The 13,167-nt window shown below is 39.4% G+C and carries 9 protein-coding genes; all 9 read right to left on the bottom strand.

The window, feature by feature from the left end; all coding sequences use genetic code 11:
• Nucleotides 1-268: 268 nt before the first annotated feature.
• Nucleotides 269-1,015: a pyruvate formate-lyase-activating protein gene (pflA, locus tag K6D58_RS05525; protein WP_296828454.1), complete on the bottom strand. Its 747-nt coding sequence runs from the start codon at nucleotides 1,013-1,015 to the stop codon at nucleotides 269-271.
• A gap of 37 nt (nucleotides 1,016-1,052) precedes the next feature.
• On the bottom strand, nucleotides 1,053-2,066 hold the full coding sequence (locus K6D58_RS05530) for a TRAP transporter substrate-binding protein (protein WP_296828456.1): 1,014 nt from the start codon (nucleotides 2,064-2,066) through the stop codon (nucleotides 1,053-1,055).
• Between the two features lie 93 nt (nucleotides 2,067-2,159).
• Nucleotides 2,160-3,368, bottom strand: a complete 1,209-nt coding sequence (locus K6D58_RS05535) for a S1C family serine protease (protein ID WP_296828458.1) — start codon at nucleotides 3,366-3,368, stop codon at nucleotides 2,160-2,162.
• Nucleotides 3,369-3,394: 26 nt separating this feature from the next.
• Nucleotides 3,395-5,008, bottom strand: coding sequence for a PEGA domain-containing protein (locus tag K6D58_RS05540; protein ID WP_296828460.1), 1,614 nt, complete (start codon nucleotides 5,006-5,008; stop codon nucleotides 3,395-3,397).
• 71 nt (nucleotides 5,009-5,079) lie between these two features.
• On the bottom strand, nucleotides 5,080-5,778 hold the full coding sequence (locus K6D58_RS05545) for a JAB domain-containing protein (RefSeq protein ID WP_296828462.1): 699 nt from the start codon (nucleotides 5,776-5,778) through the stop codon (nucleotides 5,080-5,082).
• A gap of 104 nt (nucleotides 5,779-5,882) precedes the next feature.
• Complete coding sequence (locus K6D58_RS05550; RefSeq protein WP_296828464.1) at nucleotides 5,883-7,130, bottom strand: DNA/RNA non-specific endonuclease; 1,248 nt, start codon at nucleotides 7,128-7,130, stop codon at nucleotides 5,883-5,885.
• 14 nt (nucleotides 7,131-7,144) lie between these two features.
• The gene (locus K6D58_RS05555) at nucleotides 7,145-8,311 is read right to left on the bottom strand and encodes a DNA/RNA non-specific endonuclease (RefSeq protein WP_296828466.1); all 1,167 of its coding nucleotides are present in this window, start codon (nucleotides 8,309-8,311) and stop codon (nucleotides 7,145-7,147) included.
• A 202-nt stretch (nucleotides 8,312-8,513) separates the two neighbouring features.
• Nucleotides 8,514-11,291, bottom strand: a complete 2,778-nt coding sequence (locus tag K6D58_RS05560) for a chitobiase/beta-hexosaminidase C-terminal domain-containing protein (RefSeq protein WP_296828468.1) — start codon at nucleotides 11,289-11,291, stop codon at nucleotides 8,514-8,516.
• A gap of 240 nt (nucleotides 11,292-11,531) precedes the next feature.
• Nucleotides 11,532-13,145: a bifunctional metallophosphatase/5'-nucleotidase gene (locus tag K6D58_RS05565; protein ID WP_296828470.1), complete on the bottom strand. Its 1,614-nt coding sequence runs from the start codon at nucleotides 13,143-13,145 to the stop codon at nucleotides 11,532-11,534.
• Between the last annotated feature and the right edge of the window lie 22 nt (nucleotides 13,146-13,167).

The raw sequence follows: 13,167 nt of genomic DNA on the forward strand, positions 1-13,167 counted from the left end.
GTTCCCCACTTATAGAAGAAGATATCTACGACAAGATTTCTCCAAGGGAATGTATGAATAACAGAACTGTTACTGGAGGACCTGCACCTAAGAGTACAGCCCTTCAGATTAAGGGACTTCAGAAGTGGTCTTCTAAGGCCAGAAAATAGTTTTTAAGACAGAAATTTGTTTTATAAAAAAGCCCTCAAAGGCAGAAGCTGATTACTTTTGCTTTTGAGGGCTTTGTTTTTGTATTGGCATTTAAGCTTTAAGAGTTAAGCCCTAAAACTTAGTTTTTCCATTCAGTGTAGGAATCGCACTCAAGGATTTTCTTTGCCTGAGCAACGCTTTCTTCTGTTGGAGAAGGGGTGTCTTTAAGGGGATATTCAATTCCCAGCTCCTTATACTTCATAATTCCAAGGCCGTGATATGGAAGAACTTCTACACGCTTAACATTGTGAAGGGTGCGGATAAAGTCACGGGTTTTTGTAAGGTATTCTTCTGAATCTGTAATACCAGGGGTTAATACCTGACGAATCCATATAGGCTTATTGATTTTATCAAGGTAGAGGAACATCTGACGGATGTTTTTGCCGGTGTGTCCTGTAAGCTTAATATGCTCTTCTTCGTCTACATGCTTAATGTCCATAAGAAGAATATCTGTTACTTCCATAAGCTTCTGGAATTTTTCAAACCATTCTCCTTCTTGTGTAAAGCAGCCGCCACTGGTATCTATACAGGTATTGATTCCCTTTTCTTTTGCTTTTGTAAAAAGTTCAAGAAGAAAATCAATCTGAAAAAGAGGTTCTCCACCACTTACTGTAATACCGCCTTTTTTGCCCCAGTATGATTTGCATGAAAGGGCTTCTTTAATAAGCTGGTCTGTGTCATAAAGCTTTCCTTTTTTTATGTCCCAGGTATCCGGGTTATGACAGAACTTGCATCTTAAAGGGCAGCCTGCAAAGAAAATGATAAAACGTGATCCTGGTCCGTCTGCACAGCCAAAACTTTCCAGCTGGTGAATGTAACCCTGCATAATTGTATTCTCCTATAGGCCAATGATTATAAAGGTTTTATTTCTGATACTCAAGGATAAGCTTGTAAAGCTCAGGGTGACCTGAGGAAGCTTCCTTAATCAGATTGCTGCATTTATCTTTCCACTGGTCTGGATTTTTTACCTGAGTAACAACTACACCCTTTTCCTTAAGTTTTTCCAGAGTCATGCTTTCCATATCCTTATCAAGGTGACGGCAGTATTCCTGGGCGTATTTTCCAGCTTCCATAAGAATGTCCTGCTCTTTTTGTGACAGGGAATCCCAGCAGGAAGCAGAAATAATTGTCTGAACTGCTCCTATTAAATGCTTGTCCAGAATTACGTAGGGGGCGGAAATATATAAATCATTGGAGTAATAGTTTGTAAGGGGCTGTTCTGCAATCTGGATTTCTCCGGAAGAAAAGGCTTTAGCCATTCTGCTGAAACTTACCTGTACGGCTTTTGTTTCAAAGGCTGCAGATAGATTTGTAAGGGATTTTCCAGAAACCCTCATGTTTTTTCCTTTAAGGGATTGAGGTGAATAAAGGGGAACTGTAGAAATAAAGTTTCTGAATCCTTCTTCTGCGTAAAAGAGTCCTTTTATTCCCAGTCCTTTATCATAGGATTCGTTTAGTAAAAGCTGGGCAACAGGGGAGTCTGCAAAATTCCAGAAGCCTTCCCTGCTGCTAAAGGTGTATGGAATGGATAAAAGACCGGATTTGTCTGCTCCATAGTCAGACAGGTTTGCCCCAACCCTTGCCAGGTGAATAAAGCTGTCCTTTGTCATTAAAAAGTTAATGACCTTCTGCTCGTTGCCTAAAACTCCGTCGTATTTAATGTTAATGATTATTTCGTTTTGGGATAATTCTTCTACCTTCTGCTTAAAGACGTAATCCATCTGACCGCAAATGGAATCTTCCGAATTTACTTCTGCCATTACAAGGGTAATCTGATGTTTAAGCTTATTGTTTTTTTTGTCACAGCCTGTAAAAAAAGAAAGGTTAACTAAGATAAGGGCTGCCGTAAAAATTTTGTACAAAATTGTGTCTTTCAATTTTTCCCCCTTAGAAAATTCAGACTTCTATTATAGCATGAATGACATTTTCTATCAAAAAGGGGAGATTATTTTAAGATTTTTTGTATTTTTTTATTCTTCCAGTAATATATCAAGAACCTGGTATTTACCGTCACGCCAGACTGTAACTTTAACCTGGTCTCCCGGACTTTTGTCTTCTAAGGCGCTGTAGTAGTCGGCAAGTGTAGAAACAGTAATATTGTTAATGGCAGTAATTATGTCTCCGCCAAGATAAATCGTCTGGTAGTTAAAGGCATTACCGTATTTAATTGCCTGGTCACCGCCTTTAAGTCCGCATTTTTCTGCCTGACTGTTTTTGGAAACCTGGCTTACAATCATTCCTGTAGAAATCTTTGACTTTGAATAGGAAGCGATTCTGCTGGTATTCTGAACAAGGCTTACTTTGATTGTACCACGGTTAACCTTGCCGTATTTTATAAGGTCGTTAACAACTCTTTTTGCTGTGCTTACAGGAACTGCAAAACCTACACCGCTGGAACTGCCGCTGGAGGAATAAATCATGGTGTTGATGCCGATCATATTGCCGGAACTGTCTAAAAGAGGTCCTCCTGAATTACCAGGATTGATTGCAGCATCAGTTTGAATCATGTTTCTGATAATAACATCGTCTTCCTGAATAGGGCGGCCAAGACCAGAAATTATTCCGGTAGTCATGGTTCTTTCTAAGGCAAAAGGATTTCCGATGGCAATAACCTTCTGTCCTACTTTAAGGCCTGAGTTTTCTCCAAAGTTGATTGTCCTTAATTCCATGTTTTCCGGAGGATCAAATTTTAAAACGGCAATGTCGCTTTCTTTATCCTGACCGATGATTCTTCCATCGTAGGATGTTCCGTCAGCAAGGGAAATTGTTATTGTAGAAGCATTTTTAATTACATGATAGTTGGTTACCACATAGCCCCTTACATCAATAATGGAGCCTGAACCTGAACCGCTGGAAGTGATTACAGGTTCGTAGAACCAGTTGTAACCCATAGTCTGGGTAGTAATGTTGACAACAGCTTCATTACATTTTTCGTAAACCTGAATGTTCTGAAGTTCATCTTTTGTATATCCGCTGCTGTCATTAGATGTAAACTGTGAAACTGCATCAGTTATAGGAAAAGCTGCATCAGAAGAAAGGTAATCTTCTGCCTTTGCATTTATTCCCGTATTTTTATCGTCAGCTGCAGACTGTCTGAATAAATAAAATACCAGTCCTGCACCTGCTGCTGCACATAAAAGTCCTGTAAGTAATACCTGTTTCCCTGAATACAGTTTCATTTTTTAATACTCCTTATTCGTCTATTTTAGAGAAATAAGAAAGTTAAGCCAAGCTTTGCATATACGTAAGATTCTTCTTCTTCAGGATAGAGAATGACACCGGCATTAAAGTTAAGGGTGTGGTTGCTGCTTCCAAGATAAGCGTTAAAAGCAAAACCTGCGTCCCAGGCTCTCTGCCAGTCTTCAATTTTTTCTGAAATTCTGTAGAGGTTACCGTTGGAATCTTCGTATTCAGTGCTGTAGGTACCAAAGCTGCTGATAAGATTTGCGTAAATGGCTGCTTCGTAATCACGCATGTTCTTTGTAAGGGTAATTCCGTTTTTCCAGATACCTTCATCTGCATTGTCCCAGTCAGTTCCTTTAGGACCACCAAGGGAAACAGGGTAGAAGATATAGGTAGAATTTGCACCGATATAAAGGCCGTCAATATCAAAACCTGCCATAATTCCTGCTCCAAGTCCGTTGCCTGAATCTGCACCGAATGGTTCAAGTACAGGATAGTTGGAAGCTGCCCATCTGAAATTCAATCCGTAATTAAAGCTTGTGCCTTCTGCAACTTCTGTCTGGTTCTGAAGTTTAACTGTAAGACCGCATCCCATAGCTGCATTTTTCTTAAACCAGGCGTTAAAGTTAAAGCCTACCTCTACGTTTGGAGTAGCAAAGGCCAGAAAACCATTCAGTGGAACAGAATAGAAAGTATCATCTGATTCTGTAACAGGACCGTGGAAATATGCACCTGAAGAAATTCCTGCAATTAATGTTGTATCAGGCAGTGGAAGTGGAAGGGCAGAAGAGCCCATACCTGTTCCCTGGCTTGTCATTGTAAGGGCGTGGTAAGAAATAGAAGAATCAATCTTGAATTTGCAGGAAGCTGATTTACCTCCGGCAGTAAGGGTGGCTGTATAAGTTCCGTCATAGGCAATATAACCTTCTCCGTCACTGCCGTCCCATCTGTAGCTGTAATTGCTCTGGGTAAATGAATAATCTTCGCTTACATAAACATTACCTTCGCTGTCTGCAATCTGAAGGGTTCCATTTTCCGGAGCGTTTACTTCAAATTCAATAAGGGTAGAACCCATGTCTCCCTTGTTGTCTGGATTAAAGGCCTTTCTTGAAGAAGATATGGAGATAATGTTGAATATTGCTTTCTTTAATGTAATATCCAGATTTTTAGTCTGCTTTCTTGAAATATAGAAAGAGCTGATGCTGCTGTCATAACCGAATTTGCTTACTTTGACAGTGTGATTTCCTTCATCAATTTCTACTCTTGAAGAAGTAACCAGGTCATTGTCTACATAAACCTTTGCATCGGAAGGGTTTGTATTTATTGTAAGCCAGGCAGAAATGTTTTCCAGATCAAGAACGAAGCTTTTTGTTTCTCCTTCCCTTACATAAAAAGAAAGTTCCTTTGTGGCATAGTGAGTTTTTGTAATCCTGAGGGTGTGGTGACCCTTGGAAACTTTTTTTGAATACAAAGGTGTGGTGCCTTCATATTTACCGTCAATATAAACTGAGGCTCCGTAAACGTTTGTATCAACTTTTACGTAACAGTCAGGGGATGTCTGGTTTTCAAGAACCAGAGGCTTAACTTTGCTTGCAGTCTGGGTAAAAGACATGAAAGCAGCCGAAAAAACTAACATTGATAATAATATTCTTTTTACACGCATACTTTAATATTACCTTAATTCTTAAATTAAATCATCTGCTTTGCTTATTCTATATCCAGTTTGATATCTTCCAGCAGGTTGTTTTCCATAAAGCTGAAGTATCCGTCTCTTGAAATTATTATGTGGTCCAGAAATTTTATTCCCAGCACCAGGGAAGCTTCCATAAGAATTCTTGTAGACTGATAATCTGCCTTACTTGGCCGGCATATTCCTGCAGGGTGGTTGTGGCAGCAGATAATGGCAGATGCATGTTCAGCAACAGCGCTGGCAAATACCTCCCTTGAATGAACTATGGTTCTGTCTATGGTGCCGGTGGTAATGTTTCTTATACTCATGATTTCCTTGCTGCCGTTTAAGGTAACAGTAATAAAGTGCTCTACAGGCTCCAGGGAGTAGTGGTGCAGGTATTGAACCAGATCTGCAGACTTATTGATTACATGCTTAAGGTGGCGGTATCTTCTTTTACCAAATTCCATTACGGCAGAAATCATAAGGGCCCTGGTCTGACCTATGCCTGTAATTGCAACAAGATTCTGAAAAAGGTCTTCGTCATTGGATCCGTTAATTACAGCAAGTACCCTGGAAGCCAGTTTGTCTACAGGACAGTTTTTAATACCCTTACCAAGAATGAGCATAAGGAGTTCTTCATCGGAAGGAAAAGACAGACCGTTGGCAAGGGCAAGTTCCCTTACCTGAGGTTTTGCTGCATCTCCGGTAAGAATGTTTTTAAAAAGTTCGTTCATAATTAATCCTCTTATTTTTTTAATTTGTTTACATATATATATTTTCACTGATTAACAAAAATCACCAAAAATTTGAGGAAAAATTTGAATTTTTTTTATTTTTTTTATTCAGCCAGGGTCAGAGCCAGGCTTGTAATTTGAGTATAAGAGGAAGATTTATCATAGCCGGATAAAGCCCATAGGCTTGCAGCAGAATCTATTGTTATGGTATCACCATTTGAAGCTGTTTTTATATCCAGCCCTGCTTCAATTTGTTCTTCAATAAGATCCGGAATATAAGAATAGGAATCTGAAGACAGAGCAAATTCTTCAAGGGAATAATAAATGCGCACCCAGTTATTTTGAGGATATGTAACAAGGGTGATTTCTGTCTCTCCTGTAATTTCTGCACAATCGGTAACTTCACTTCCATTTATGTAAAATTTAACAGGCATAGGATAGTAGACGCTGTAAAGGTCATTGCTATCGATGTCTTTATCGTCAATGGCGGCTTCAATTATATTTTCTATATCGTCAGGTATTGCAGAAAAAAAATCCAGTCCGCATTCTTCTTCAAGAGAATCTATGCTTACCCTGTAATTGTCCCAGGTATCATCAAGGCAGGAAGGGGAGTTGGGAATCTTTACGGCAATACTTCTTGTAGTGGCAGTAACCCTTGAAAGATCATTTTGTCCTTCATCAAGAATCAGAATTACCTTCCATGTATAAGCTGGTATTGTAATTTGATTCCAGGTTTCCCTGTATGTTCCGTAGCGGTTTTGTGCACCACAGCCCAGGGGTCCTGCAATTATATAAAGTTCTTTTCCGTCAGAAGCAAGATTGCGGCAGTAGCTTTCAAGGCTTGCCCATGTTCCTCCGTTATTCTGATTTGTCTGGGGAAGCATGTTTGCCATGGTAAAGGTTTCGTAGTTTGTATCTGAATCAGAAGTTCTGTCTGCTGAAGGGCACATATGTCCCCGGTCATAGCCTGAGCCTTTGTAGGAAGAGGCCGTGTTTTTATTGAATGTGTCAGGAATGTTTTCTTCTTCGTGAAAAGAATCTGCATCGCTTCTTCCGGAACTTCCCATGTCTGAGGAGCACAGGTGCCAGCTTACCCAGTTAGGATTGCGGGTGGAATTGTTATAACTTAATGCGAAGGTATTTTTTATAACAAGATAGTTGTCTTCCTGTGCAGGATTCTGTTCCGCAGAAGACGGATTGCCCATGTAAAGGGCTGTATTTTCTTCTTGACCGGTTTCCGTATTCTGTTTTTTTGAATCAGGAGAATTCTGTGAGCAGGAATAAAAGCCGGTTATAAAAATCAGTGAAAGAGAAAAAAATAAAAATACCTTCTGATTCACTGATTTTTTCATGGTATGATTCCTTATTATTCTGAATAGAGTGTTGCTTCGAGAGCATCTTCTACGTCATCAGGAAGAGCTGCAAAGAAGTCGTAGCCGGTAAGAGTTTCAATTTCATCGATGGTACAGGTGTATGACTTCCAGTCAGAACCTACGTTATGTCTGTTTGGAATTTGTACTGCAATTACAGTGGTGTCTTCTGTCGTAATGCGGGTGCGGTCTTCTTCTCCGCTTTCAAAGGCTATGATGATTTTCCATGTTGAAGTTGGAACTTTTATGTATGTCCCGTCTGTAGGAGTTGTTTTGCCGGAAAGGTATGTAACTTCTTCTCCGTTTTTATCGGTTGCTTTTAATTCGTCGTCATAATATGGGCCTGAGAAAATATAAGCTTCATTTGCACCACTGGAAACAAGGGTTCTTTCGTAGTTTTCTAATGTTGCCCAGACTTTCTGATTATTGTTGGCTGTCTGTGGAACTATGTTTGTTGTATAGAATGTGCCCTTTGAATCTTCATCGTTACTGTTTCTGTCAGCATTAGGACACATGTGACCTCTGTCAAAGTTACCGTTTGTGTAATCGCTGTGTCTTACTTTGTAAAACTCGTCAGGAAGTTTCGGGTTCTGCATGAAATCTCCGTCATAGCGTCCGCTTCCTAAATCGGTAGAACACAGGTGCCATCCAACCCAGTTTGGATTGTGAGTCTCGTTATTGAAGGAAACGGTGTAAGTGGCTTCTTCAAGAAGGTAGTTGGTAAGATAGTCTGTGGCATTGGAATCTGTAGTTGCATTGCTCGGGTTGCCAAAATAAAGGGCAGTGTTTTCTGTTCCAGAAATTGAATAGCTTGCTGAATATCTTTTAGAAAGGTTACCGGCAGCATCCTGTGCAACGACATATACGGTATGGTTTTTGTCTATGATACAGGAATCAGCTTTGGTTGTTCCGTTTGTTCTTCCTTCATATTTTGGAAAGTTTTCTGCACTGATCCTTACGTTATCGAATACATAATAAAAAGTAACACCTTCTGTTTCACAGGAGAAAGTGATTGTATCATCAGCCATAACAACTCCTGCTTCCGGAGTAAAGGTGATGGCTCCGATTTCTACTTTATCAGATTCTTTGTCGCTGCATGAAGTTAATGTGGAGAATGAAATCAAAATGAGTATTGATGATAAAATACTGAATATCTTTTTCATGATAAAACTCCTGTAATGTAAATTTAAAATAATCGGGTTTAAAATTATATACCCATATCATGGATTTGCAAGAAAAAACAACTGCAATAAAAAAAAGACTGACTCCTTAGCAATTAAGGAATCAGTCTTAAAAATACCTTCAGGTTAATTCACTTAATAAAAGGGTGCATTTTTGAAGTGTACCCTTTTATTGTTTTATGAATTATTCAGTGTAGGTGATTGTGATGGATTTTATAAAAGCTTTAACATTACTTGTTCCTGTGTTTACAAATTCGATTGAATTTGCAGAACCTGTCCAAGTTCCTATATTTTCTGATAATTCGTAGGTGCCAGGATATGAAGTGAAATCGCTTCCTGCATTAGAACTTGATGTAAATGTTAATGTTACGCTTGCAATAGTCTTTGTTGAGGATGCAATTATTAATGAGTTATATCTATACAGTCTAGCCTCTTGACTATTTGAGTTATATGCAGGTGCATTTGAGCCTGTGTTAGTACCTACGCCTTGTGTTGCAGTTTTATTCCATGTTAATGTCGAATAGGTTGTCGCAGTTGGTAAATCAGAAACCGCTGTAAAGTCTATTGTCTCCGTTGGCCTGTTATCAATAGTGTAAGATGCACTTACAACCTCAGAAGTGTATTCTCCATTTACTGCAATTGCATAAAGGGTTCCGGCTTCTGTAATTGAAGGAACTGAAGTACCTTCAACATACTGTGTTCCGGCAGTCTCGTAAGTTGCTTTTGTCATGGCAGCAGTTTCTGTATCTGTTTCTGCAATGAACTGATACCAGTATTCAACTCCGCTTGTCGGGTAAATGCATGAGAAGGAAATTGCTGTATTTGATGCAACTACACCGCTGGTGCTGAATCTAGGATTTGCAACGTAATCTGTCGGGTAAGCAATTTTAGCTTCGTCAAAAGTAACGAGGCGCACAAGCTGATAGGTATTGCTCTTTGTATATTCATATGCATAGCCAAAGCAGGTCATTTCTTTATCAGAATAAGACGGATAAATTGAAGCAGTAGAACTTGTATAGTCGCTTACATAGCCGACTACAGCACATAACTGCATCTTATCTCCGGAATCTGTCTTAAAGTCTGAAGAGCCTGTAAGGTTTATGTAGTAAATTTCATCAGAGTATCTTGCATCGTCTATAGTTACATCTGTTGCTGTAACTTCAAAAAGACCGTTATAGGTTGTTGATGAAGAAGGCTTGAAGCTTATTTTTGAACCTACGCGGGCATTTGCTGGTAAAGATGTGTTGTACATGTAAACACCTGCATTTTTGTCCTGAATAAGGAACTGATTGTCTTTAGTTCCATTGAATGCAACGATTACACCTGAGTATGTGGTGTCAGCATCAATTGAACCTGATACACAGCTGGCAAGGTTTCCGTCAAAGCCGTAGTTACTGCTTTCAGAAAGTTCAACGAAAGTTGTGTCAAATGGTGTCAGGTACTGAGCCATCTTTACGGCAGGAGAAGTTTTTCCTTCTGAGTTAACAGCGATTGCATAAACAGTTAAATCTTCACCTTCTGTAAGAGTAATGGTTGTTCCCTGTGTAAACTTTTCTGTGTTAGTTTTATCAAATTCGCTAACAGTAAATTTTTCTGTAGAATAATAAATATCTACATTATCTGTGGCACATGAAAGTGTAACTGTACTTTCTGCCGGATAGAATTTAGATGTAGAAGGGTAGTATCCGCTTACAGTATCTCCTTCGATTGCATACTGTACATTTTCAACCTCAGGTGTATCAACTGTAAGAATAGTATCATCTGTGTCAAGCTGGCTCCAGAGCGTAAACTGAATTTCTCCGCCTGCCTTTACGACCGGACCAATATTTATTTTTTCTTCATCTGTTTTTGCACTTGAATATGTATAAATGTAATCTGGAGATGTTGTATGTTCACTTGTTGTTCCTCTGAAACCATGGAGAAGCATTCCGTGACCATAGTATTCCGTAAAGTCACAGGTGTAGCTCGGGATCTTTTTAAAGTAGATTACACGGGTAACTCTAGAAGCATCAGCTGTAATTGTTCCGAATGCTGTTACTTCAACGCTTCCGCTTGTGTTGTAGATTTCTCCTGCAGTAACGCTTTCTACTGTTACGTAATCTCCGACTGCAAATGAAGAGCTATCTGGAATTCCATATACCTGGATTCCGGCATCTTTATCCTGAATGTAGATATAAGGTTTTCCTTTGGATACTTTATTAGCAGCGCTTGTAACGTATCCGCTTAATGTAAGATTAAATGTTGTTTCACTTAAAATTGCATCTACAGCTTCTTGAATGTGACCGTCAAAGTCAAAGGCACCTTCTGCATATGCAACAGGAATGTCAAAAGTCTGAGTATTAACAGGAGACCAGCCGTTTGCATTCTTAGCGATTGCGCTGATTGTCGTAATGTTGTCAAGTGTAATGACAGTGCCTGCTTCGTAAACAGTTCCGCTTGATTCGGCATTTGCTTTTGTAAGTTCAACACCGTTTGTCGTGTAGTAGATTGTAATTTCATCGTCAACAACAGATGATGTTGAAGTAATTGTAACTGTCGTTCCCTTTGCATATTTACCGTTTGTATCTGCTGCTGCACTAGTAGTAAATACAGGTTTTACAGGTACAGGAATGGCAGTGTAGGTTGCAGAAGTTATGCTGGAATGATTATTGTTATCATCATATGCAATTGCATAAATACTGCAGCTTGCTGTTATCTGGATGCGGGTTGATTCATTTAAGTTTACCAGCTGCCAGTCATCTTCTGTAAATTCATCGTAAGACCATCCGATTGTAACATCTTCTGTATCACAGGAAAGAGTTACATAATCATTTTCTGGTATATCACCAGATTCAACGCTGAATACAACAGGTTCAATATGAACTGATGAGCCAGAACTTCCTCCGCTACATGCACTCAATGTAAAAACTGAGGCTGCTGCAAGCGCTAATGCTTTGAAAAGTCCTTTTGTGTTAATTTTCATTACACATCCCCCTTTTTTTATATTTATTTGCCCGCAAATAGGGGCGGAGTATCAATTATATACCTTGTTGTGAGAATTGCAATAAAATTCTTACAAGGATTATGATTGAATAATAAAATTTAAAAGTTAATTTAAGATTAAAAAAAAGAAAAGTAATTGTAAAAGTAAGAAAAAAAGCAGGAAAATATTAAAATAATATTTTCCTGCTGCATGTAATTCAAAGTGAATTAAGGAATAAAATTATTCAGCAATGAGTACCTGAGGAATTTCGCTCCAGCTTTTGCGTACTGTTCCCCAGTTTTTGAGCTGGTCAATTACAGCGTCACGGAAAGGAATGTATGTGTTGTTTGCAGAAATTGAGCCTGCTTTAATACCTTCAGAGATAACGGTGTATTTATCACCGCCTTCTGCCATAAAGTCATTTACAACACAAGTATATGTTTCGTTATCCTGTACAGTGCGTCCGTCATCAAGAACAATTCTTGTTACACGGGAACCTTCCGGCATTCTTGAAGTGTAGTAAACTTTTCCGCCTGCAAACTGTCCTGCACGGAATCCTACGCTGTTAATTCCGTGGTCAACAATTTTCTTAAGGTCTTTTCCTTTAAGAGTAAGAACAACACCTGTATTATCAAAAGGAATGAGTTCCCACATGTCATTTACTGTAAGTGTTCCGGCTTTTACAGTCTTGCGGAGTCCGCCGCCGTTTGTAACGGCAAAGTCTGTTTTGTAGGCAGCCTTCATTGCAGAAGCAATTGTATAACCAAGAGGCGTTACATTCGGAACAGTTTCTTCATGGCTCAGTTCATTTTCTACAAGACAGATTTTTTCTCCCAGCGCTGCTCCATATTTTGCTTTGTAATCTGCAATGAGAGAAAGTATTTCAGGATCTTCCGTAATTGAATCCTTATATTTGAAAACTTCGATTACGTTTCCTTTTGCACTCTTAAGACCATTTTTTGTAAAGGTAAGTTTAATCTGGCTGATTGCACGACCGTAGTTATAAGCCTGAACAACAGGTTTTCCGTTGAGTGTGCCGTTTACATATTCGTGGCTGTGACCGGTTATGATTGCATCCACTCCTTTGAGTTTTGCAACATCTTCGAGTTCAAATTTGTCAGAAACATCATTGCTTGCAGAAACTGGAGTTTTTGTAAGACGGTTTTCGTGACTTCCGATGTGACTGAGAACAATGACAGCTTCAGGATCATAGCTGGCTTCTACCTTGCGGAGAACTTTGCGGATGCATTCAGCAGGATCGAGGAATTCATAGTTTTCAATTCTTTTTTTGCTGGCTGTAAAGACAGTATCTTTTGTTGCTGCACCGATGATGCAGATAAGATGTCCGCCTACATAGCAGAGTTCGTATTCTTTGCACCATTCAGGAATTTTACCGGTTCTTTTATCAATGAGATTGCAGGCGATAAAATTAAAGCCGCCGTCTTTTTCCCACTGCTGGAACATCTGGTCTCCCCAGTCAAATTCATGGTTGCCGATTGTACTTGTAACTACTCCGACCTTCTTGAAAAAATCGCTCATGATTTTTCCCTGACTGAGGTTAGAAAGGGCACTTCCCTGATAGTTATCTCCGGCTGTGACAAAAATGCTTTCCGGGTTTGCGAGCTGAAGTTCTTTTATTACTTCGCTGAGTTTTGCTCCGCCAGGATTTTTTCCGGCAAGGTCTTCTTCAATCGTTCCGTGAATATCGTTTACTGCAAAGATGCTGACATACTTTGATTTTCCGTTTTCAAGAAACTGCGATGCAGAGTTTGTTGTTCCGTATGAAGGAATTTTCTGAGCGAACACACCCATGCTCAGGAGTGCAGCTGTAAAAAATGTAATTATCTTTTTCATTTAGTTTCTCCTTAGTCCGTGT

It is taken from the genome of Treponema sp. (assembly GCF_024696245.1).
Taxonomy (GTDB): domain Bacteria; phylum Spirochaetota; class Spirochaetia; order Treponematales; family Treponemataceae; genus Treponema_D.

What these genes read in the sequence shown, in the direction of transcription:
- K6D58_RS05535 (WP_296828458.1), bottom strand. Translation starts at nt 3,368, where the DNA reads ATGAAACTGTATTCAGGGAAACAGGTATTACTTACAGGACTTTTATGT.
- pflA (WP_296828454.1), bottom strand. Translation starts at nt 1,015, where the DNA reads ATGCAGGGTTACATTCACCAGCTGGAAAGTTTTGGCTGTGCAGACGGA.
- K6D58_RS05560 (WP_296828468.1), bottom strand. Translation starts at nt 11,291, where the DNA reads ATGAAAATTAACACAAAAGGACTTTTCAAAGCATTAGCGCTTGCAGCA.
- K6D58_RS05540 (WP_296828460.1), bottom strand. Translation starts at nt 5,008, where the DNA reads ATGTTAGTTTTTTCGGCTGCTTTCATGTCTTTTACCCAGACTGCAAGC.
- K6D58_RS05545 (WP_296828462.1), bottom strand. Translation starts at nt 5,778, where the DNA reads ATGAACGAACTTTTTAAAAACATTCTTACCGGAGATGCAGCAAAACCT.
- K6D58_RS05555 (WP_296828466.1), bottom strand. Translation starts at nt 8,311, where the DNA reads ATGAAAAAGATATTCAGTATTTTATCATCAATACTCATTTTGATTTCA.
- K6D58_RS05565 (WP_296828470.1), bottom strand. Translation starts at nt 13,145, where the DNA reads ATGAAAAAGATAATTACATTTTTTACAGCTGCACTCCTGAGCATGGGT.
- K6D58_RS05550 (WP_296828464.1), bottom strand. Translation starts at nt 7,130, where the DNA reads ATGAAAAAATCAGTGAATCAGAAGGTATTTTTATTTTTTTCTCTTTCA.